The sequence below is a fragment of the Pseudonocardia hierapolitana genome (assembly GCF_007994075.1).
Classification (GTDB): domain Bacteria; phylum Actinomycetota; class Actinomycetes; order Mycobacteriales; family Pseudonocardiaceae; genus Pseudonocardia; species Pseudonocardia hierapolitana.
Genome location: NZ_VIWU01000001.1, coordinates 7,854,512 through 7,874,905 on the forward strand (window position 1 = coordinate 7,854,512; position 20,394 = coordinate 7,874,905).

Annotated in this window: 21 protein-coding genes; 7 read left to right on the top strand and 14 right to left on the bottom strand. The window is 72.3% G+C overall.

All coding sequences use genetic code 11. The features are described 5' to 3' along the window. The first annotated feature begins 23 nt into the window (after positions 1–23). Complete coding sequence (locus FHX44_RS36960) at positions 24–578, top strand: TetR/AcrR family transcriptional regulator (protein WP_147259997.1); 555 nt, start codon at positions 24–26, stop codon at positions 576–578. A 560-nt stretch (positions 579–1,138) separates the two neighbouring features. Here the strand turns inward: FHX44_RS36960 and tatC are convergent. Further along, the gene (tatC, locus tag FHX44_RS36965) at positions 1,139–2,155 is read right to left on the bottom strand and encodes a twin-arginine translocase subunit TatC (RefSeq protein ID WP_212612820.1); all 1,017 of its coding nucleotides are present in this window, start codon (positions 2,153–2,155) and stop codon (positions 1,139–1,141) included. A 9-nt stretch (positions 2,156–2,164) separates the two neighbouring features. Next, the gene (tatA, locus tag FHX44_RS36970; protein WP_212612821.1) at positions 2,165–2,470 is read right to left on the bottom strand and encodes a Sec-independent protein translocase subunit TatA; all 306 of its coding nucleotides are present in this window, start codon (positions 2,468–2,470) and stop codon (positions 2,165–2,167) included. 376 nt (positions 2,471–2,846) lie between these two features. Between tatA and FHX44_RS36975 the strand changes: the two genes are divergently transcribed. Beyond that, positions 2,847–3,365: a hypothetical protein gene (locus tag FHX44_RS36975; protein WP_147259999.1), complete on the top strand. Its 519-nt coding sequence runs from the start codon at positions 2,847–2,849 to the stop codon at positions 3,363–3,365. A 35-nt stretch (positions 3,366–3,400) separates the two neighbouring features. Here FHX44_RS36975 and FHX44_RS36980 read toward each other — a convergent pair whose 3' ends face one another. The 4 genes from FHX44_RS36980 to pafA form a co-directional block, all read right to left on the bottom strand. Then, positions 3,401–3,580 carry a hypothetical protein gene (locus FHX44_RS36980; RefSeq protein WP_147260000.1) on the bottom strand — a complete coding sequence of 60 codons (180 nt, stop codon included), beginning with the start codon at positions 3,578–3,580 and terminating at the stop codon, positions 3,401–3,403. A 1-nt stretch (position 3,581) separates the two neighbouring features. Continuing rightward, the gene (locus FHX44_RS36985; protein WP_147260001.1) at positions 3,582–4,550 is read right to left on the bottom strand and encodes a helix-turn-helix transcriptional regulator; all 969 of its coding nucleotides are present in this window, start codon (positions 4,548–4,550) and stop codon (positions 3,582–3,584) included. Between the two features lie 100 nt (positions 4,551–4,650). Continuing rightward, positions 4,651–5,646 (bottom strand): helix-turn-helix transcriptional regulator, encoded by a 996-nt coding sequence (locus FHX44_RS36990; RefSeq protein WP_147260002.1) that lies wholly within the window; start codon positions 5,644–5,646, stop codon positions 4,651–4,653. Positions 5,647–5,701: 55 nt separating this feature from the next. Then, complete coding sequence (gene pafA / locus FHX44_RS36995) at positions 5,702–7,063, bottom strand: Pup--protein ligase (RefSeq protein ID WP_147260003.1); 1,362 nt, start codon at positions 7,061–7,063, stop codon at positions 5,702–5,704. 110 nt (positions 7,064–7,173) lie between these two features. Between pafA and FHX44_RS37000 the strand changes: the two genes are divergently transcribed. Together FHX44_RS37000 and FHX44_RS37005 are read left to right on the top strand one after the other, a co-directional pair. Then, complete coding sequence (locus FHX44_RS37000; protein ID WP_246170798.1) at positions 7,174–8,721, top strand: bifunctional phosphatase PAP2/diacylglycerol kinase family protein; 1,548 nt, start codon at positions 7,174–7,176, stop codon at positions 8,719–8,721. A 69-nt stretch (positions 8,722–8,790) separates the two neighbouring features. After that, positions 8,791–10,233 (top strand): serine hydrolase domain-containing protein, encoded by a 1,443-nt coding sequence (locus FHX44_RS37005; RefSeq protein ID WP_147260004.1) that lies wholly within the window; start codon positions 8,791–8,793, stop codon positions 10,231–10,233. A gap of 1 nt (position 10,234) precedes the next feature. Here FHX44_RS37005 and FHX44_RS37010 read toward each other — a convergent pair whose 3' ends face one another. From FHX44_RS37010 to dop, 5 genes are all read right to left on the bottom strand, one after another. Continuing rightward, on the bottom strand, positions 10,235–10,609 hold the full coding sequence (locus tag FHX44_RS37010) for a VOC family protein (RefSeq protein WP_147260005.1): 375 nt from the start codon (positions 10,607–10,609) through the stop codon (positions 10,235–10,237). 33 nt (positions 10,610–10,642) lie between these two features. Continuing rightward, the gene (gene prcA / locus FHX44_RS37015; RefSeq protein WP_147260006.1) at positions 10,643–11,437 is read right to left on the bottom strand and encodes a proteasome subunit alpha; all 795 of its coding nucleotides are present in this window, start codon (positions 11,435–11,437) and stop codon (positions 10,643–10,645) included. 52 nt (positions 11,438–11,489) lie between these two features. Then, positions 11,490–12,362 carry a proteasome subunit beta gene (gene prcB / locus FHX44_RS37020; protein WP_147260007.1) on the bottom strand — a complete coding sequence of 291 codons (873 nt, stop codon included), beginning with the start codon at positions 12,360–12,362 and terminating at the stop codon, positions 11,490–11,492. A gap of 64 nt (positions 12,363–12,426) precedes the next feature. Next, complete coding sequence (locus tag FHX44_RS37025; RefSeq protein WP_142101234.1) at positions 12,427–12,624, bottom strand: ubiquitin-like protein Pup; 198 nt, start codon at positions 12,622–12,624, stop codon at positions 12,427–12,429. Between the two features lie 157 nt (positions 12,625–12,781). Continuing rightward, positions 12,782–14,299 (bottom strand): depupylase/deamidase Dop, encoded by a 1,518-nt coding sequence (gene dop / locus FHX44_RS37030; RefSeq protein WP_147260008.1) that lies wholly within the window; start codon positions 14,297–14,299, stop codon positions 12,782–12,784. A 63-nt stretch (positions 14,300–14,362) separates the two neighbouring features. On the opposite strand from dop, the gene FHX44_RS37035 reads away from it, so the two are divergent. Both FHX44_RS37035 and FHX44_RS37040 read left to right on the top strand, forming a co-directional pair. After that, a complete protein-coding gene (locus FHX44_RS37035; protein ID WP_170309195.1) occupies positions 14,363–14,887 on the top strand; it encodes an NUDIX domain-containing protein in 525 nt (174 codons plus the stop codon). Continuing rightward, entirely contained in the window at positions 14,880–16,340 is a 1,461-nt protein-coding gene (locus tag FHX44_RS37040; protein WP_147260010.1) for an amidase, read from the top strand. Before FHX44_RS37035 ends, FHX44_RS37040 begins: the two co-directional genes overlap by 8 nt. Before the next feature lie 432 nt (positions 16,341–16,772). Here FHX44_RS37040 and lpdA read toward each other — a convergent pair whose 3' ends face one another. Both lpdA and FHX44_RS37050 read right to left on the bottom strand, forming a co-directional pair. After that, on the bottom strand, positions 16,773–18,182 hold the full coding sequence (gene lpdA / locus FHX44_RS37045; protein ID WP_147260011.1) for a dihydrolipoyl dehydrogenase: 1,410 nt from the start codon (positions 18,180–18,182) through the stop codon (positions 16,773–16,775). Positions 18,183–18,232: 50 nt separating this feature from the next. Continuing rightward, positions 18,233–18,721: a MarR family winged helix-turn-helix transcriptional regulator gene (locus tag FHX44_RS37050; RefSeq protein WP_147260012.1), complete on the bottom strand. Its 489-nt coding sequence runs from the start codon at positions 18,719–18,721 to the stop codon at positions 18,233–18,235. An 87-nt stretch (positions 18,722–18,808) separates the two neighbouring features. Here FHX44_RS37050 and FHX44_RS37055 point away from each other — a divergent pair, with 87 nt between their 5' ends. Then, positions 18,809–19,372: a YceI family protein gene (locus FHX44_RS37055; protein ID WP_147260013.1), complete on the top strand. Its 564-nt coding sequence runs from the start codon at positions 18,809–18,811 to the stop codon at positions 19,370–19,372. 11 nt (positions 19,373–19,383) lie between these two features. Here FHX44_RS37055 and FHX44_RS37060 read toward each other — a convergent pair whose 3' ends face one another. Further along, positions 19,384–20,385 (bottom strand): LysR family transcriptional regulator, encoded by a 1,002-nt coding sequence (locus tag FHX44_RS37060; protein ID WP_147260014.1) that lies wholly within the window; start codon positions 20,383–20,385, stop codon positions 19,384–19,386. Positions 20,386–20,394 lie beyond the last annotated feature (9 nt).

The following is a 20,394-nucleotide window of genomic DNA, read 5'->3' on the forward strand; positions in this document are numbered from 1 at the left end:
ACAGATGTCGTAGAGTGTGCGCCATGCCTCCGGACGATCCGCGCGCCCGACGCACCCGCGCGAGCCTGCGCGCCGCCGCCCTCGAACTGGCCGGCGAGCGCGACCCGGCCACCCTCACGCTCTCGGCCGTCGCGAGCCGCGCGGGCGTCAACCGGGCCACCGTCTACCTGCACTACCCCGACCTCGACGCGCTGTTCGCCGACGCGATGGAGGACGCCGTCGCCACCGTCGCCCGGGCCGCGCAGCTCTGCCCGCTCGACGCACCCCTCGACACCGCACCCCCGCCGCTCGTGGCGCTGTTCGAGCACGTCGGCGCGCACGCCACCCTCTACGCGCGGATGCTCGGCCCCCAGGGCAGCGCCCGCTTCTCCACCCGGCTGCGAGAGGCACTGGCCGAGGCGCTCCTGGAGCGCTTCCGGACCGGGGCGCGGCCCGCATCGTCCGACCGCGTGCCACTAGGCGTGCACGCCGCCTACCTCGCGGGCGCCCTCGTCGGCGTGATCGCGCACTGCGTCACGGCCGAGCCACGACCAGCGGCCGACTCCGCGACGGCCACGTGGCGCCTCCTCGTCCGGTAGCCCCGGATCATCGGTTGGGCGCCGCGCCGCGCCCTGCTCGCCAGCCGTAGATCGTTGTGTCCGTGACTGAGTGGCTTCCCGTCACCGGCCTCCGGTGCCTCGTGATCGGCAGGTCGGTGCGAGAACGGCCGGATCCGGCCGCGTTCGCGCCGAACCGCTGATCACGGCCGGCTCGGGTGCGTTCAGCGGAATGCGCCCGGTGCCGCTCGGGACGCGCCGTCTCGTGGGCGTGCCGTTCCGGCCCGAGCCGGGAACGGCGCGCCCACCGCAGCCGCGCCCGCCCAGATCGCCTCGACGGGCCGGTGTTGACGGCGCGCGAGCGGCATGATCCGAACTAGCGGTTGTCCATGGCTGTCGACACAACCATGGACAACCGCTACCGCGGATCATGGGAGGCAAGATCCCCTGTAGCGGTTCCTTACTGCTGTCGCCACAGCAATGGACAACCGCTCGGTGGTGGCCCCCACGCCGTCAACCGCACGCCGTGCTCCGAGCGCGACCGGCGAGCAGGGGTTCTACGCCTCGGCCGCGTTACTCGTGAGGGCCGTGACGACGGAGCGCTACGTGACGTCGTCGACGCTACGGGCGTTCGGGCGATCCTGATTCGGCCCCGCGCTCTCCCCGACAACACTGGGGTGGCCCGATTCGACGGCCGACGGCGTCGTGTCGATCCGGGAGGGTGCGGTGTCGATGTTCGAGGGCGACACGTCCAGCGGCGAAGGTTCGTCGGGATCGAGGTCGTCCCAGCCTTCGGCGGCGCGCTTGCGCGCCCGTCGCCTGTCGATGATGCGGGCGATCTGGATCGCGAGTTCGAACAGCAGGACGAGCGCGATGGAGAGCGCGATCATCGAGAACGGGTCCTGGCCCGGGGTGACGACCGCGGCGAACACGAACAGGCCGAAGATCAGGCCACGCCGCCAGGCCTTGAGGGTGGTGTAACTCAGAACGCCCGCAAGGTTGAGCATGACGACGAGCAACGGGAGCTCGAAGCTGACACCGAAGATCAGCAGCAGCGCGATGATCAGGCTGAAGTAGCTCTCACCGGTCAGCAGGGTGAGCTGGAGGCCGCCACCGACGGTGAGGAGGAAGTTCAGGCCCTGGGTGACGACGAAGTAGGCGAGCACAGCGCCTGCGACGAAGAGCACCGCCGCGGGAGCGACGAACGAGAGCGCGTAGCGCCGCTCCTTCTGGTACAGGCCCGGGGTGATGAAGCCCCACAGCTGGTAGAGCCACAACGGACACGCGAGGACGACCCCCGCGGTCACTGCGACTCGAAGCCGCAGGTTGAACTGGTCGAAGGCACCCGTCGCGGTCAGGATGCACGATCCGTCCCCGCTCAGGTTGGGCCGCACCTCCGCAGGTAGTGCGCAGTACGGGCCGATGAGCAGGTCGCCGAGACTGGGAACACCGAACAGCGCGACGCCGTACCACACGTACGCAACGACGGTGGTCAGCGCTACGCCGACGAGAGAGATCGCCAAACGGTTGCGCAGCTCGTAGAGATGCTCGACCAGCGACATCGTGCCGTCGGGGCTCTTCGTGCGCCTGCGCCCCCACGGCGGGATGAGTTTTGCCACCGCGACGGGCTACTGCGTGTTGGTGCCGTGGCCCGGTTGAGCCGACTTGGCGACTCCCTGCCCGTTCTGTGCGGTGTTCCCGGACTGCGGAAGGGCCGCAGGCGGTGTCGCAGCAGGCGGGTCGGCCGGCTTGTCGGCGGACTGCTCGGCGGGCTTGCCTGCCTCGTCGTCCTTCTTCAGGCCCTTCATCTCGCCCTTGAAGACGCGGGCGGACTGCCCCACCGACCGGGCCATCTCGGGGAGCCTCTTCGCGCCGAAGAGCAGCACGAGGACTCCGATGACGATGAGCCATTCCCAGCCACCCGGCATGGTCACTCTCCCTTCGTGGGGTACAGGAGGGATCCTACCCACTCCATGGGCCTGATCAGGGCCGCGGGCACCAGCAACCGGCCGGGGCAGGGATTCCGACCGGCCGGTGCCACGCAGCGCCGGCCCTGGCGAACCGGCGCACGGGTGGCAGAGCGAGGGCCAGCAGCACCAGGAGCAGCACGATCCCGCGGTATAGGTGTCGCGCAGGCCTCGACGGCGATCGGGCGGAAGAACTCTTCCTTCACCGCCTGCAGGTTCGTTGCCACTGTCATCCCCCGCAGCAGCAGTGCTGAGCGGTGAGCCGCGCAGCACCCCGAGAGCGGAGGGTGAAATGGCACGCATCGGTTTTCAGCCCAGGAAACTGCGGCAGCAGGCAGGCACGGTGAAGAACACGGCCGTTCGAACCGCCGCCACCGTCACGATCTCCATCGCGTTCTTCAGCACTGCCGCGGTCCAGGGGCAGGTGGCCCTCGCCGCGCCCGCGGGGTCGGCGCAGCCGGGCAACGCGACGAGCGTCAGCGTGGTGGAGCAGGTGCCGAACCAGGCCGGCCAGCGGTGCTTCGAGGCCACCGGAACGCACCACGCCAAGACGCTGATCGGCAACACCTTCTACAAGTTCACGCACAGCGCCGAGTTCTGCACCGACGGGACGAACGTCGTCGGTGTGGAGAACCGCGAGCACAGGTTCACCGATGCGTCCGCGTTCGCATCCTTCGGCGACGTCATCGAAGACTCGGTCGGCCGCATGCCGGCACCGGAGGTGACCAGCATCAAGAAGGCGCGCGTCGACAACTGCGTCCCCGTCAAGGGGTGCATCAGCTCCAAGTACCCGTTCGTCCGCCTCACGCTTCGCGCGGACGGCACCTGGTTCGCGACGACGGGCGAGTCGGAGGAGTCGTAACGGCCGGTTGCCGTCGCGGGCGGACGCGCCGCGGTTCAGGCCGAGCCGTGTCGTCGCTCGCCCGCCACGGCACGCAACACGGCCACGCGGTGCGCCACCCCCGCCCGCAGCGCAGCGCCTTCCCGGGCGAACCGACGCACGGGTGGCAGGGCGAGGAGCAGCAGCACCACGAGCAGCACGACCCCCACGCCCAGCGTGAGCATCACCGGCAGCATCTCAACCGTCCTCCGACTCCCGCTCGACCGCGTCGAGCGCCTCGCGCGCCCGCCGGGCCACGGCATCCACCAGCTCCGGCGGCTCCAGCAGCCGCGCCCCGCCGCCCAGGCCCAGCACGAGCCGGACCAACCACGTGGGATCGGCGTAGCGCAGCTGCACCTGCAGGCGCTCGTCGCCCAGCTCCACGACGTCGTCGACGGGGTAGTACTCGGCCACCCAGCGCGCCTCGCGTTCGAGCAGCAGCACCGCCGACCGGTGCTCGGCACTGGGCCGGAACAGCCCCTCCGACACGTCCGTGGGCTCCGCGTCCGGCGGCGGCGCGGCGGGCTCGTCGAGCACGGCGACGTCCTCGACGCGGTCGAGCCGGAACAGCCGCACCCCCTCGGCCCGCCGGCACCAGGCCTCCAGGTACCCGCGACCGTCGACGATCAGCAGCCGCATCGGGTCGATCGTGCGCTGCGAGACCGCGTCCCGCCCCGCCGTGTAGTACACGATCTGCATGGCCCGCCCCGCCGCGAGCGCGTCGCGCACCGCGGCCGTGGTGGCCGCCTCCTCCCGGCTCGGCCCGTCGATCGCGACGCCCGCCATCCCGGCGTCGCCCACGGCGCGCTCCACCTTCGCCGCCGCCCGCCGCACGGCCTCGGTGTCGGCGACGCCCGGCACGTCCGCGAGCGTGCGCAGCGCCATCAGCAGCGCCGTCGCCTCCGCGGTGGTGAGCCGCAGGGGCCGGCGCATCCCCGCGTCGTGGGTGACGGTGACGGTGTCGCCGGAGAACGACAGGTCGATCAGGTCGCCGGGGCCGTAACCGGGCAGCCCGCACATCCACAGCAGCTCGAGGTCGCGGCGCAGCTGCCTCTCGGAGATCCCGAGGTCGGCCGCCGCCTCCGCGACCGGGATGCCGGGGCGGGCCAGCAGGTAGGGCACCAGCGACAGCAGCCGCGGCAGCCGCTCGGTGACCCCGCCGCTCACCACTCGGCCTCGCCGTGCTCGCCCACCCCGTCGGCTGCCGAGCCACGAGGCTCGGCCGGCTTCGCCGGGCACCGCGCTGACGGCGCACTCGCACGCTCGCTCATGTCGTCTGCGCCAGCGGCTCGGTGTGGGCGGCCACCGACGCCGCCCAGTTCGCCCGCACGGCGTCGGCGAGGCGTTGGGGGGCGAGCACGGCGACGTCCGGGCCGTGGCCGGCGACCCAGCGGGCGAGGGTCTCCAGGGCGCGCAGGTCGAGCTCGACCTCGTCGCCCGGGCGCCCGGCGTGGACGCGCCGACCGACGACCCGGCCGAGGCGGCGCAGGCCGTGGGCGCGGCCGTCGGCGATCCAGACCCGCGCGATGTCGGTAGCCGGCGGTGGGTCGACGCCTTGACGGACCATGCCCATCAGGTCGACGCCCTCGGGCACCCGCACCGCGCCGGCCGGGCCGACCGGCGTGACGGGTTCCATGATCCGCGAGATGCGGAAGCAGCGGGGGGCGGCGCGGTCGCGGTCGTAGCAGCACAGGTACCAGCGCCCGCGCCACGACACCACGCCCCACGGCTCCACGGTGCGCCGCTGGACGGGCCCGCCCACGCCGCCGCGCTGGTGGTCGAACGTCACGGCCCGCCCGGCCCGCACGGCGGCGAGCAGCGGGGCGAAGGCGGGGTCGGCGGCCTGCACCCGCGGCTGGACCCGCCCCTGGTCCTCGTCGACCTCCACCCCGGCCGCGCGGAGCTTGACCAGCGCGCTGTGGGCCGGCATCGCGAGCTCCGGGGAGTCCCACAGCCGCGCCGCGAGCGCCACCGCGGCGGCCTCGTCCGGCTCGAGGTCGATGTCACCGAGCTCGTAGTCCTGGCGGGCGATCCGGTAGCCGTCGACGGTGTCGAAGCTGGACAGCCGCCCGGTCTCCAGCGGTACGCCGAGCTCGCGCAGCTCGGCCTTGTCGCGCTCGAACATCCGGAAGAACGCCTCGTCGCCGCGCGCGTCGGCGTACCCGGGCACGATCTGGCGGATCCGCTCCGCCGTGAGGAACTGCCGGGTGGACAGCAGGCAGAGAACCAGGTTCACCAGCCGCTCGGCCCGGGCAGAGGACACCACGGCATCGTACGGCCGGGCACGGCCTTCGCGCGGGCGACCGGCGGAAACGCGCCTACAGCGACGCGATCAGGCGTTCCACCCGCTCGTCCACGGCCCGGAACGGGTCCTTGCACAGCACGGTGCGCTGGGCCTGGTCGTTGAGCTTGAGGTGCACCCAGTCGACCGTGAAGTCGCGGCCGGCGGCCTGCGCGGCGGCGATGAAATCCCCGCGCAGCTTGGCCCGCGTTGTCTGCGGCGGGGTGTCCTTGGCCGCCTCGATCTCGCCGTCGTCGGTGACGCGGTCGACCATGCCCTTGCGCTGCAACAGGTCGAACAGCCCTCGGCCGCGGCGGATGTCGTGGTAGGCGAGGTCGAGCTGGGCGATCCGGGGGCTCGCGAGGTCGAGGCCGTTGCGGGCCCGGTAGCGCTCGACGAGCCGGTGCTTGATCGCCCAGTCGATCTCGCGGTCGATCAGCGACAGGTTCTGGCTCTCGACGGCGTCGAGGGTGCGTCCCCACAGGTCGAGCACGCGCGCGATGGTGGGATCGGCGCTGCCCCGCGTGCGGACGTGCTCGACGGCCTTGGCGTGGTACTCGCGCTGGATGTCCAGCGCACTGGCCTCGCGCCCGCCCGCGAGCCGCACGGTGCGGCGGCCGGTGAGGTCGTGGCTGATCTCGCGGATGGCGCGGATCGGGTTGTCGAGGGTGAAGTCCCGGAACTGGACGCCCGCCTCGATCATCTCCAGCACGAGCGTGGCCGACCCGACCTTGAGCAGGGTGGTGACCTCGGACATGTTGGAGTCACCGACGATGACGTGCAGCCGGCGGTAGCGCTCCGCGTCGGCGTGCGGCTCGTCGCGGGTGTTGATGATCGGCCGGGACCGCGTGGTGGCGCTGGAGACGCCCTCCCAGATGTGCTCGGCCCGCTGCGACAGGCAGTACACCGCGCCGCGCGGGGTCTGCAGCACCTTGCCGGCCCCGCAGATCAGCTGCCGGGTGACGAGGAACGGCAGCAGCACGTCGGCGATCCGGGAGAACTCGCCTGCCCGGGCCACCAGGTAGTTCTCGTGGCAACCGTAGGAGTTGCCCGCCGAGTCGGTGTTGTTCTTGAACAGGTAGATGTCACCGCCGATGCCCTCGTCGACCAGCCGGCGCTCGGCATCGACGAGGAGGTCCTCGAGGATGCGCTCCCCCGCCTTGTCGTGGGACACGAGCTGGGCGAGCGAGTCGCACTCCGCGGTGGCGTACTCGGGGTGGCTGCCCACGTCCAGGTAGAGGCGGGCCCCGTTGCGCAGGAACACGTTCGACGAACGCCCCCACGACACGACCCTGCGAAAGAGGTACCGGGCCACCTCGTCGGGCGAGAGGCGCCGCTGCCCGTGGAAGGTGCACGTGACCCCGAACTCGGTCTCGACGCCGTAGATCCGCCGCTGCATCCAGCAAGCGTAAGCGGAGAGAGCCTGGTCGTGTTACGCCTGTGACCGACTGGCCGTGTCGTGTCCTTCCTCCGGCCCTCGCCGATGGGCCGTGTGCGTACTGTCAAGTCGTGCTGCCCTGGATCCGGCGGGCCACCGACGAGGTGGTCGACGCCGATCGCGCGGTGTCGCGCAGGGTCTCGGCACTGCCGCCGAGCCCGTTCGACGCCGCCATGAAGACGGTCTCGACCGCCGCGAACCACAGCCTGCTGTGGTTCGCCGTCGCGGCGATCCTCGCCGCGCGCCGCGGTGCGAGCCGCAAGGCCGCCGCCCGCGGCGTGCTGGCCATCGCCGGCGCGAGCGCCACGGCCAACGGCCTGCTCAAGCCGCTGCTGCCGCGCAGGAGGCCGGCCGCTGCCGAGCTGCCGGCCTACCAGACCCTCCGCAACCCCCCGAAGTCGTCGTCGTTCCCGTCCGGGCACGCGGCGTCGGCGGCCGCGTTCACCACGGCCGTGGCGCTCGAGAGCCCGAAGCTGGGGCTCGCCGTCGCGCCGCTGGCCGCGTCCGTGGCCTACTCGCGGGTGCACGTCGGCGTGCACTGGGCCTCCGACGTGCTCGCGGGCGCCGCCGTCGGAGGCGGGATCGCGCTCGCCACCCGCCGCTGGTGGCCGGTCAGGCGCACCGACGAGGCGCGGGCCCGGCCTCTGGACGCCGTGCCCACGCTCCCTGACGGCAAGGGCCTGGTGCTGATTTCCAACCAGCGCTCGGGCGACCCGGAGTACGACCCGGCCGACGATCTGGAGAACGCCTTGCCGGCCGCCGTGGTGCTGCGGGCCGACCCCGACGAGGACATCGACGACCAGCTCGAGGCCGCCGTCACGGAGCGCGATCGGTGGGTGCGGGCGATCGGGGTCGCGGGCGGCGACGGGTCGGTGGCCGCGGCCGCGACCGTGGCGGGCCGCCGGAACCTGCCGCTCGTGGTGGTGCCCACGGGCACGCTGAACCACTTCGCCCGTGACGTCGGCGTGTACGACATGCAGGAGGCGGTCGACGCCACCGGCGCGGGCGAGGCCGTCGCCGTCGACCTCGGGGTGGTGGACGTCCACCCGGGGCGCGGCACCGACCCGGAGAGCGAGGCCGTCGTGCGGCAGCGCTACTTCCTCAACACCGCGAGCCTCGGCTCCTACCCGGACCTCGTGCGGTTGAGGGAGAAGTGGGAGGGCCGGTGGGGCAAGTGGCCCGCGTTCGCCGCGGCGCTGGTCGTGGTGCTCCGCCGGGCCGAGCCGGTGCGGATCAAGGTGGACGGACGCTGGCTCGCGGTCTGGCTGCTGTTCGTGGGCAACGGGCCCTACCACCCGCGGGGCATGGTGCCTGCCTGGCGCCCGTCGCTCGACTCCGGGCTGCTCGACGTGCGGTGGCTGCGGGCCGACATCCGCTTCTCCCGCCTGCGGGCGGTGGCCGCGCTCCTGCTGGGTGCGCTCGGGCACAGCCACGTCTACCACCAGCGCGAGGTCGGCGAGCTCGACGTCGAGCTGGCGGTCCCCGGCATGCTGGCCACCGACGGCGAGGTGGTCGAGGAGGCCGGGCGCTTCACGTTCCGGGTGGCCCGTCGGCCGGTGCCGGTCTACCGCCGCCACGAGGACAACTGGAGCGGCCGGGACCGCCCCTTCCTCGGGTGAGGCGAGCCGTCACGGCAGGATGACGCCACGATCGGCGGCAGAGCGGCCGTCGAGGCGGGTGACGGGGGGATGGCGACGGTGCGTGCTCTCGCGGTGACGGTGGCGGTCGTGTGCGTCCTTGCCGCGTCCGCCGCCCCGACGGCGGCTGCGGAGCCCGGTGAGCCGGACGCGGCGGCGATCGCCGATGTCGTGCGCGCGCACGTCGGGGCGACGCGGCTGCCGGGCGTGGCGGTCGCGGTGATCGACGAGGACAGGGTTGTGCATGTCGCGGGGTACGGCCACGACTCACGGGGCGAGCCGGTCACCGAGAAGACGCCGATGTGGCTCGGCGGGGTGTCCGAGTCGTTCACCGCGATGGCGCTGGCGCAGCTGGCGGGGTTCGGGTCCGTCCCGCTGGACGACCCGGTCGTCGCGCACCTGCCAGAGTTCACCACGGCCGACCCGCGATCCGCGCAGATCACCGTGCGCCAGCTGCTGGACCACACCTCCGGCCTGCCCGCTACGCACGACGCGTCGCAGGGACGCCCGCGGTCGCTGCAGGAGGCGGTGGCCGGGCTGGGCGACGTCACGCTCGCGGCACCGCCCGGGGAGCGGCGGGTGCGCAGCGAGCTCGGCTACCAGGTCGCTGCCCGGCTGGTGGAGGTGGCGGCGCAGCGCCCGTTCGACACGGTCCTCTGGGACCGCGTGCTCTTCCAGGTGGGCATGCACGCCACCGTGACGGTCGCGGGCACCCGGGACCTGGTGCCCGGCCTGGTGGACGGGCACGACCGGTTCCTCGGCGTCAGCAGGCCCCAGGCGGAGCCCGACCGGTTCGTCGGCGGGTCGGGCGGCATCGTGAGCACCGCTGCGGACGTCGCCACCTGGCTGCAGTTCAACGCCGGCTGGGGCCTGCGCACGGTCATGGCCGGTGACGGGCTGCGTGAGGTGCAGCGGATCGGCTGGGAGGACCGCTCCGGCGGGGCCGGGCCTCCTGAGCTGGTGCTGCGGGGGCGGACGGCCACCGCATCGGCCACGCTCGTGCTGCTGCCCGCGCTGACGGCCGAGAACCGCTACGGCGTCGCGGTCCTCGCGAACAGCCGCGAACCGCTCGACCGCGGGGACGGCACGGGACCCAGCGAGGTGGACGACCTGGCGGACGAGCTCGTCGCCCTGATCCGCGGAACGCCCCCACCCGCTCCCGGCCTGCCTCAGGCCTTCCTCGCCGAGCTGGTCCTCGTCGCCGCCGCGGCGGGGGCGACCATCGCCGGGGGCTGGGCGGTGCTGCGGTCACGCGAGTGGGCGCGGCGGCGGGCCGCCGACCGGACGGGCAGGCGGGCGCTGCGCCTCGTCCCGCACGCCCTGCCGCTGCTGCTGCTCGCGTTCCTTCCCCGCGCCGCAGCGCCCCTCCTCGGCGGCGCCACCTTCCGCGACCTGGCCGAGGTGTGGCCCACGGCTCTCGTCGCGGCCGAGGTGGTCGCCGCCGCCTCCGCGGTGGTGGTGGCCTCGAGGCTCTACGCGCTGGCGCGCTCCTAGGTCAGCCCCCGTAGGGAACCGTGAGCACCTCGAGGTTGTGGCCCTCGGGCGAGTCGAAGTAGAGCCCCCGCCCGCCGTCGTTGGTGTTGAAGCCGGGGGTACGCCGTCCGGGGTCGGCCCACGTCGGCAGCCCGCGCTCGCGCAACCGTTCCGCGACGGCGTCGAACTCCTCCTCGCTGATCAGGAACGCGTAGTGCTGCGAGGTGATCTCGCCCTCGACCTCCATGAAGTCGAGGCTGACACCGTTGGCCAGTTCGACCACGGCGAAGGGGCCGAACGACCCCGGCTCGGGCAGGCCGAGGACGTCGCTGACGAAGCGCGCCTCGGCCTGCTTGTCATGGGTGGAGACGATGGTGTGGTTCAGCTCGACGGCCATGTCACCAGGATCGAACGTGAAGCCCGGTTCAGGTCAAGAGCCGGCGTCGCCGTTCACCGCTCCGCTGCCGGCCGGGACGTCGTCGCCGCCCGCCTCGGCTCCGCGGGCACCGCTCACAGCCCGGTTGGCCTCGGGGAGCAGGTCGCGCAGCACGTTGCCGGTGATGCGCCGGAAGGTGCGCCGCTGGCGGGTGCGGTCGAGCACGGCGACCTCCAGGGTGCCGACCCCGAGCACCTCGTGGGTGCCACCGTTGCCGCTGGACGCGGCCTGCAACGCCTCCACCGCGATCCCGATGGCCTCCTTCAGCTCCAGCCCCGACCGGTAGGTCTCCCGGAGCTTGGCGCTGATCGGCTCGGTGGTGCCGCCCATCACGACGAACTGCGGCTCGTCGGTGATGGAGCCGTCGTAGGTGATGCGGTAGAGCTGATCGGAGCCGGGATCCGTGCCGACCTCGGCGAGGCACAGCTCCACCTCGTATGGCTTCTGCTGCTCGACGAAGGCCGTGCCCAGCAGCTGGGCGTAGCCGTTGGCGAGCCCGCGCCCGGTGACGTCGCGGCGGTCGTAGGTGTACCCGCGAAGGTCGGCGTGGCGGATGCCTGCGGTGCGCAGGTTGTCGAACTCGTTGTAGCGGCCCACCGCGGCGAACCCGATGCGGTCGTAGATCTCGGAGACCTTGTGCAGGGCCGTGGAACGGTTCTCGGCGACGAAGAGCACGCCGCCGGTGTAGGTGAGCACGACGACGCTGCGCCCTCGGGCGATGCCTTTGCGCGCCAGCTCGGAGCGGTCGCGCAGCAGCTGGTCGACCGACGAGTAGAACGGCATCGTCACGGCAGGAACTCCTGGTGCGTCGAGAGGGAGCGGATCACGGGCGACAAACTTCTCATCCCCCGGGATTCTCGGTGCGGCGGGCGACGACCTCGCGCACGACCGCCTCGATCTCCTCCTCGGACCGGCGCACGGCACCGTCCGGGCCCGTGATGCTCACGACCACGGGGAAGATCCGGCGGGTGAGGTCGGGGCCGCCGGTGGCGGTGTCGTCGTCCGCGGCGTCGTAGAGGGCCTCGACCGCGGCGCGGACGGCACCGGCGAGGTCGGCGCCCGGGTCATGGCGCTTCTTCAGCGCCGACTTCGCGAAGACCGAACCGGAGCCGATGGCGTGATAGCCCAGCAGCTCGTCGTAGCGCCCGCCCGCGGCGTCGTAGGTGACGATGCGGCCGGCCTTCGCCGGCTCGGCGTCGACGTCGTAGCCGACGAGGATGGGGACGACGACGAAGCCCTGCAGTGCCGCGGCCAGGTTGGCCTGGACCATGCCGGCGAGCTTGTTGGCCTTGCCGTCCAGCGAGAGCGGCACGCCCTCGGTCTTCTCGTAGTGCTCCAGGTCGACGCTGTACAGCCGGACCATCTGCAGGCCGTTGCCCGCCGTGCCGGCGAAGCCGACCGCGGAGTAGGTGTCGGTGATGAACACCTTCTCGATGTCGCGCTGCGCGATCACGTTGCCCTGGGTGGCCCGCCGGTCACCGGCGATGACCACGCCCTCGGAGAACGTGAGCGCGACGATCGTGGTGCCGTGGGGGACGTCGAGCGCTCCGGCCGCGCCCGCACCGGTGGCCGGTGCGGCGCCCGGCGGCACCCTGCCGGGAAGGAGGTGCGGGGCGGTGGCGGCGACGAAGTCGGTGAACGACGTGGCGCCGGGGGTGAGGTACGCGCCCAGGCCGGTAGGCACGCCGAGGGGCGGACGCTCGGGGAACGTCATGGTCAGGTGAGAGCCTCTCTCCGCGCGGGTGCGGTGCAGGTGGGGGCGCAGCGCGCAGGGGCGGCTACTCGCCGCCCTTCTGCACGTAGGCCCGGACGAAGTCCTCGGCGTTCTCCTCGAGCACGTCGTCGATCTCGTCGAGGATCGTGTCCACGTCCTCGCCGAGCTTCTCACGCCGCTCCTGGCCTGCCGCAGCGGCGTCGGCACCGTCCTCGTCGTCGCCCCCGCCACCGCCCTGGCGCTTGGTCTGCTCCTGCGACATCGTGATCCTCCTCGCGCCTTCCCGGCCACCGCTGCCGTCCTGCATGCGGCGTGCCGAATCGGTGTAGATGAACACTACCTAGCGGATCCACGACACGCCCGGGATTGCGGTCGGGTCGGTGGGCGCGTCGAGCGCGTCCGGCCTCGTCGAGGCGGGGTCAGCCGCGCGTGAGCGCTTCCACCAGCTCCTCGGCGGTACGGGATCGATCCAGCAACTCCCCGACGTGGCGGCGGGTGCCCCGCAACGGCTCGAGCGTGGGGATCCGCACCAGCGACTCCCGGCCGAGGTCGAAGATCACCGAGTCCCACGACGCCGCCGCGACCTCCGTCGGGTAGCGCTCGAGGCAGCGGCCGCGGAAGTACGCCCTGGTGTCCTCGGGCGGGCGGCGCATCGCCGCCACGACGTCGTCCTCGGACACGAGGCGCTTCATCGACCCGCGCGTCACGAGCCGGTTGTACAGGCCCTTGGCCATGCGGACGTCGGTGTACTGCAGGTCGACCAGCGCGAGGCGCCCCGAGTTCCAGTTCAGTCCGTCGCGCTCCCGGTAGCCCTCGAGCAGCCGCAGCTTCGCGGTCCAGTCCAGGCGGTCGGCCGTGCTCATCGGGTCGCGGGCGAGGTCGTCGAGCACCTCGCCCCACAGCGTGAGGACCTCGGCGGTGGCCTCGTCGACGTCGGCACCGAGGGTGTTCTCGACGTGCTTCTGGGCCTTCTCGAAGTAGGCGCGCTGCATGTCGAGGCCGGTCATCTTCCGGCCGTCCGTGAGATCGACCAGTGTCTTGAGCGTGGGGTCGTGGCTGATCCGGTGGACCGAGCGCACCGGCTCGGCCAGGCGCAGCTCGTCGAAGCGCACGCCTGCCTCGATCATGTCCAGCACCAGCGCGGTGGTGCCGACCTTGAGCAGCGTGGCGTACTCGCTCATGTTGGCGTCGCCGATGATGACGTGCAGGCGGCGGTACTTGTCGGCGTCGGCGTGCGGCTCGTCGCGCGTGTTGATGATGCCGCGCTTGAGCGTGGTCTCCAGCCCGACCTCGACCTCGATGTAGTCGCTGCGCTGGGCGATCTGGTAGCCGGCCTCGTCGCCGGTGGAGCCGAGCCCGACCCGCCCGGCCCCGCAGATCACCTGGCGGGTGACGAAGAACGGCAGGAGCCCGGCGACGATGGACGGGAACGTGGTCTGCCGCGACATCAGGTAGTTCTCGTGCGAGCCGTAGCTCGCGCCCTTGCCGTCGACGTTGTTCTTGTACAGCTGGATCCGCGGCGCCCCGGGCACGGTGGCGGCCCGCTCGGCGGCCTCCTCCATCACCCGCTCCCCCGCCTTGTCCCAGATCACGACGTCACGCGGGGTGGTGACCTCCGGCGTGGAGAACTCCGGGTGCGCGTGGTCGACGTAGAGCCGTGCGCCGTTGGTGAGGATGACGTTGGCGGCGCCCAGGTCGTCCAGCTCGGACTCGGAGGGGTTGTGCATCGTGGGCGCCGACAGGTCGAAGCCGCGCGCGTCGCGCAAGGGCGACTCCACCTCGTAGTCCCACCGGGCACGCCGGGAGCGCGGGATGTCGGCGGCCGCAGCGTAGGCGAGCACCACCTGGGTGGAGGTGATCACGGGATTGGCGGTGGGGTCGCCGGGGACCGAGATGCCGTACTCGACCTCGGTGCCCATGATCCGGCGGGCGGTCATCGGCCGACCTCGACGTGCGTCATGGGGGCGAGCGTAGCCGCGTGCAGAGGTCATGATGAGGGGGTGTGCCCTGTCGATGAGCCCGTGGCGATCTACGACGAGGGGGGCCGGGTCGTCGGCGTGGCTCCCCGCGGCGTCGTCTACCAGGAGGGCCTCTGGCACGCCAGCACCGGCGTGCTCGTGCGCAGCGGGGACGGCGAACGGGTCTACCTGCACCGCCGTTCGCCCGACAAGCTGATCTTCCCCGGGTGCTATGACTGTTGGGCGGGCGGCGTGCTCGGGCCCGGCGAGTCGCCCGACGCCGCAGCCGCCCGCGAGCTCGAGGAGGAGCTGGGCGTGCACGGCGTCCCGCTGACGCCGATCGGCCGCTTCGCCTACGACGACGGCAAGGTGCGCTACCACGTCTTCCTCTACGAGGTGCGCTGGGACGGGCCGCTGCGCCACCAGCCGGAGGAGGTCGTGTGGGGCGGCTGGGTGACGTTGCAGGAACTGCGGGACGTCCTCGCCGACCCGGCACGCCCGTTCGCCCCGGACGGGCGGGTGGGGATCGAGCGATGGCTGGCGACGACGGAGGTGGGAGATGGGTGAACAGCCCTATCGGAGCGCGACGGAGCTCGTCGACGCGATGGCGGGCGGCGAGGTCTCGGCGGTTGAGCTCGCGGAGGAGGCCATCGCTCGGATCGAGCGGTACGACGCGACGCTGAACGCGGTGTGCGTGCGGGACTTCGACCGGGCCATCGACGCCGCGCGGGCCGCCGACGCGGCGCGCGCCCGGGGCGACGCCCGGCCGCTGCTCGGGGTGCCGATGACGGTCAAGGAGTCCTTCCACGTGGCCGGCCTGCCCACGACGTGGGGCATCCCGGAGTTCAAGGACTTCGTGGCCGATGAGGACGCCGTCGCGGTGGAGCGGGTCGAGGCGGCGGGCGCCGTCGTACTCGGCAAGACGAACGTGCCGCTCGTCCTCGGCGACGTGCAGAGCTACAACGCGATCTACGGGACCACCGGCAACCCGTGGGACCCGGGGCTGACCCCTGGCGGGTCGTCGGGCGGGTCGTCCGCGGCGCTCGCGGCCGGGTACGGGGCGCTGTCCATCGGCTCGGACATCGGCGGCTCCCTGCGCAACCCGGCGCACTACTGCGGCGTCTACGCCCACAAACCCACGCTCGGGCTGCTCCCGCTGCGTGGGCATACGGCACCGGGGATGCCCGTGCTGCCGGCCGAGAGCGACCTGGCGGTGATCGGCCCGATGGCGCGCACCGCCTCGGACCTCGCGCTCCTGCTGGACGTCCTCGCAGGACCCGACCCGCTCGGCAGCGGCATCGCCTACCGTCTCGCGCTGCCCGCGCCGCGGCACACGGAGCTGGCCGACTACCGCGTGCTGGTCGTTGACACCCACCCGCTGATCCCGACGGCGGCGAGCGTCCGCACCGCGATCGGCAACGTCGCCGACGCGCTGACCGAGGCGGGCGCGAAGGTGGAGCGGGACAGCCCGCTGCTGCCGGACCAGGCCGACACCGCCCGGGTGTACATGCACCTGCTGATGTCGACGCTCGGCGCGCGGTACCCGGCGGAGATCTACGAGCACACGCGGGCGGCCGCTGCGCAGCTCGATCCCGCCGACGAGAGCCTCGCCGCGGAGCGCACCCGCGGCACGGTGCTCAGCCACCGCGACTGGCTCGCGGCCGACGGCAGGCGCGCGGTGCTGCGGCAGCGCTGGAGCGAGCTCTTCGCCGAGTTCGACGTGGTGATCTACCCGGTCATGCCGACCCCTGCGTTCCCGCACGACCACAGTCCCATGGGAAGCCGTCGCATCAGCATCGACGGCGCCGACCACGACTACCTGGACCAGATCGCGCTCGCCGGCGCGGCGACGCTGCCCGGCCTCCCGGCCACGGCGTTGCCCATCGGGTTGTCCGAGGACGGGCTGCCGATCGGGGTGCAGGCCATCGGCCCGATGTACGGAGACCGCACCACGATCCGGTTCGCCGAGCTGGTCGAGCGCGAGTTCGGCGGGTTCACACCGCCGCCGCTGGACAGCTGACGCGCAGTTCCGAACCGCGGTCAGCCCGCCCGGGGACGTGATCAGCGCTTGCGGTTCTCCAGCCGCACCGGTGGGCGCGCGGCGCCGCCAGCAGCCCGGTCTCACGGGCACGAGGGCCGATCTCCGTGCCGGTCGCGCACCCGGTGCGCGACCGGCGGAGATCGCTCCGATCAGCACACCACGGGCTCGGCGGAGATGCTGATGTACTCCTCGGGCCGATCCCCAGGGCCCTCTCCCCCCGCCGATGGCCACTTCACACACCTAGTGGCCACTTCACACAGGGCCGGCGTTGTGTGAAGTCCGTGCTTGGTGTGTGAAGTCGGCTGTGGCGGCGCCACGGGCGGTGTGGTCGGCAGTCGGCGCGCGGAGCCGAGGCACCCGCACAGGCCGCCGACGGGCTGCGCCGGTGCCTCGATCGATGGCTGGAGCGCGCTAGAGGTTGATCATGTGCCCGGTCAGACCGTGGAACGCCTCCTGCAGGCCCTCGGACAGCGTGGGGTGGGCGTGCACGTTGCGGGCGAGCTCGTGGGCGGTGAGGTCCCACTTCTGCGCCAGGGTCAGCTCGGGCAGCAGCTCGGTGACCTCGGGCCCGATGAGGTGCCCTCCCAGGAGCTCGCCGTAGGTCTCGTCGGCGACGAGCTTGACGAACCCGCCCGGCTCGCCGAGGCCCTGCGCCTTGCCGTTGGCGGTGAAGGGGAACTGGGCGACCTTGACCTTCCAGCCCTTTTCGTCCGCCAGCTCCCGTGCCTGCGCCTCGGTGTAGCCGAAGCTCGCGACCTGCGGGTTGCAGAACGTCGCCCGCGGCATCATCACGTAGTCGAGGGGCACCGTCTCGGCACCGGCGATCGTCTCCGCCGCCACCACGCCCTGCGCCTCGCCGACGTGGGCGAGCATGAGCTTGGCCGTGACGTCACCGATCGCGTAGATGTTCGGCACGTTCGTGCGCATGTGGTCGTCGATCGCGATCGCCCCGCGGTCGGTGAGCTGCACGCCGGTGTTCTCCAGGCCGTAGCCCTTCACGCGCGGGGTGAACCCGATGGCCTGCAGCACCTTGTCGGCGTGCAGGTCGCGGGTCTGCCCGTCCTTCCCGGTGACCGTGACGGTGACCTGGTCGCCGGAGTCGTCGATCGACTCCACGCGGGTGGAGGTGAGCACCTGCACGCCCAGCTTGCGGTAGCGCTTGGCCAGCTCCTTGGACACGTCGGCGTCCTCGAGCGGCAGCAGCCGGTCCAGGAACTCGACGATCGTGACCTCGACCCCGTAGTTGCACATGACGTAGGCGAACTCGACGCCGATGGCGCCCGCGCCGGCGATGATGATGCTGCGCGGCAGCTCGCGGGTGAGGATCTGCTCCTCGTAGGTCACCACGCGGTCGGACAGCGACGTGCCGGGCAGGAGCTTCGTCTCGGCACCGGCGGCGATGATGGCGTCGTCGAACGTGATCCGCTCGGTGCCGCCGTCGCCGAGCTTCACCTCGACCGTGTTCGCGTCGACGAACGAGCCCCAGCCGTCCACCTCGGTGATCTTGTTCTTCTTCATGAGGTAGTGCACGCCCTTGACCCGGCCCTCGGCCACGGTGCGGCTGCGGTCGAAGGCTGCGCCGAAGTCGACCGAGACGTCGCCGGAGATGCCGAACGTCTTCGCCTCGGACGTGACGATGTGGGCGAGCTCGGCATTGCGCAGGAGCGCCTTCGACGGGATGCAGCCGACGTTCAGGCACACCCCGCCCCAGTACTTCTCCTCCACCACTGCGACGCTGCGGCCGAGCTGGGCCGCGCGGATCGCCGCCACATACCCACCCGGACCCGCCCCGAGGACCACGACATCGACGTGAGTTGCCATAGGAGCGACTCTAGGCGGCGTCAGCCTGCGGGCTCACGCCCAGTGGGGGCTCACGGATGATCGTCCGACGCCGGCCACACGGGCTGGTCCGACAGGTGCGCGACGAGCGTGTCGCTGATGTCACGCAGCGCAGCCACCTGCTCCGGGGAGAGCGCGTCGAACAGGCCCCGGCGCACCGCCTCGACGTGTGCGGGTGCGGCGGCCTCGAGGCCTGCCAGCCCCGCCTCGGTGAGCTCGGCGAGCTGGCCGCGCTTGTCGTGCTCGCACGGCCTGCGCCGCACCCACCCGATCTCCTCCAGGCGGGCCACCGCGTGCGAGATGCGGCTCCTCGACGACAGCGACGTGCTGGCGAGCTCGCTCATCCGCAGCGTGTGCTCCGGGGCCTCGGACAGGCGCACGAGGATCTCGTAGTAGGCGTGCGGCAGACCCGAGTCCTGCTGCAACTGCCGCTCGATGCCGTCGAAGAACAGCCGGTTGGCGGTCAGGAAGCTGCGCCACGTGTGCTGCTCGTGCTCGTCGAGCCAACGCGTGTCGGACACCACACCTCCGGAATAGTTGAGCGCTCATGCGCCTTGAGCTAGTGTGCCTCTCAACAAGTGAGAGTTCAACTAACTCGGGAGTTCTCGATGACCAGCGCAGCCACCACTTCGATCCCCGGCTACCTCGCGGGAACCTGGGACATCGACACGAGCCACTCCGATGTTTCCTTCACGGTCCGCCACATGATGGTCAGCAAGGTACGCGGCCGCTTCGGCGTCTTCTCCGGCGAGATCGTGACGGGCGAGAACCTGACCGACTCCACGGTCACCGCCACGATCGACGCCACGTCGATCGACACGAACAACGAGCAGCGTGACGGCCACATCCGCTCGGCCGACTTCTTCGACGTCGAGAACCACCCGGAGTGGACCTTCCGCTCCACCGGCGTGCGCGTCGACGACGGGGACCTCGCCGTCGACGGTGAGCTGACGATCAAGGGCGTGACGCGTCCGGTGACGCTGGCGCTCGAGGTCAACGGCTTCGGCCCGGACGCGTGGGGCGGCACCCGCGCGGGCTTCTCCGCCTCCACCACGATCGACCGCAACGACTTCGGCGTCGACATCAAGATGCCGCTCGACGGCGGCGGCGTGGTCGTCGGCGACAAGGTGCAGATCCACCTCGAGGTCGAGGGCGTGCTGCGCCAGGCGTGAACCCCGCCGACCTACGACGGCCCGGCCCCTCTCCCGTGAGGGCCGGGCCGTTGTGCGTCCGGCGCCGGGTCCGACTCCAGCCACCTCGCCTGTTCCGGCAGCTCGGGACGCGCCCGCGCCGGATCGGTGAGCGCCGCGACGAACGCCGCCGCGATCGGTGAGAGCGGGCGGGCGGCCGCGCGCACCACGGCCATCGTCCGGTGTGCGGCGGGCTCGTCCAGCACGACGTGGCCCACGCCGGCGAACCCCATCAGCGGGAGCACCAGGCCTGGCACCACCGAGACGCCCAGGTCGGCCGCCACCAGTCCCGCGACGGCGGCGATGTTCCGGGCCGCGACCACCTGCCGCGGCGTCACGCCCGCCGCGGCGAGCGAGGCGTCGACGTGCTGGCGGATGCTCGTAGTGCGGTCGAAGGCGATGAACGGCTCCCCCGCGAGCTCGCTCCACGACATCCGCTCCCGGCCGGCGAATCGGTGTGCGGGCGGCACCACGCAGCAGAACCGGTCGGTCGCCACGGGGGTCACCGCGAGATCGGCGAGCGGGTCGGGCACCTCCGACACCACCGTGACCGCCAGGTCGACGACCCCGCCGCGCACGCGTTCGAGGACCTCGTCCGACAGCGCGTCCTCGATCGACAGCTCCACCTGCGGGTGGTCGACCCGGAACGCCGAGACCACCCCGGGCAGCAGGATCGCGGCGAGCGAGGGCAGCGTCGCGATGCGCACCCGCCCCGTTCTCCCCGCGAGGTAGCCCTCGACGTGCCGCATCTCCGCGTCCACGGCGTCGACCGCGCGCCGGGCCGCGGCCACGATCTCCCGGCCGGCCGGGGTCGGCTCCAGCCGGCGCGTGGTGCGTTCGAAGAGCGGCGTCCCGAGCCGCCGCTCCACCTCGGCCACGGTGCGGCTGAGCGAGGACTGCGCGACGAGCAGCCGCTGCGCGGCCGCCGTGAAGCTGCCCGCGTCGTACACCTCGGCCACCACCCGAAGCTGCTGCAGCGTCAGATCCGTGCGCACAGTTTCATG

Excerpts from the sequence above, each read along its gene's own strand:
- FHX44_RS37025 (WP_142101234.1), bottom strand. The coding sequence starts at position 12,624 with ATGTCGCAGGAGCAGACCAAGCGCCAGGGCGGTGGCGGGGGCGACGAC.
- FHX44_RS36980 (WP_147260000.1), bottom strand. The coding sequence starts at position 3,580 with ATGCTGCCGGTGATGCTCACGCTGGGCGTGGGGGTCGTGCTGCTCGTG.
- dop (WP_147260008.1), bottom strand. The coding sequence starts at position 14,299 with ATGACCGCCCGCCGGATCATGGGCACCGAGGTCGAGTACGGCATCTCG.
- prcB (WP_147260007.1), bottom strand. The coding sequence starts at position 12,362 with ATGACGTTCCCCGAGCGTCCGCCCCTCGGCGTGCCTACCGGCCTGGGC.
- FHX44_RS37005 (WP_147260004.1), top strand. The coding sequence starts at position 8,791 with ATGGCGACGGTGCGTGCTCTCGCGGTGACGGTGGCGGTCGTGTGCGTC.
- FHX44_RS37055 (WP_147260013.1), top strand. The coding sequence starts at position 18,809 with ATGACCAGCGCAGCCACCACTTCGATCCCCGGCTACCTCGCGGGAACC.
- FHX44_RS37040 (WP_147260010.1), top strand. The coding sequence starts at position 14,880 with ATGGGTGAACAGCCCTATCGGAGCGCGACGGAGCTCGTCGACGCGATG.
- lpdA (WP_147260011.1), bottom strand. The coding sequence starts at position 18,182 with ATGGCAACTCACGTCGATGTCGTGGTCCTCGGGGCGGGTCCGGGTGGG.
- pafA (WP_147260003.1), bottom strand. The coding sequence starts at position 7,063 with ATGCAGCGGCGGATCTACGGCGTCGAGACCGAGTTCGGGGTCACGTGC.
- FHX44_RS36960 (WP_147259997.1), top strand. The coding sequence starts at position 24 with ATGCCTCCGGACGATCCGCGCGCCCGACGCACCCGCGCGAGCCTGCGC.
- FHX44_RS37010 (WP_147260005.1), bottom strand. The coding sequence starts at position 10,609 with ATGGCCGTCGAGCTGAACCACACCATCGTCTCCACCCATGACAAGCAG.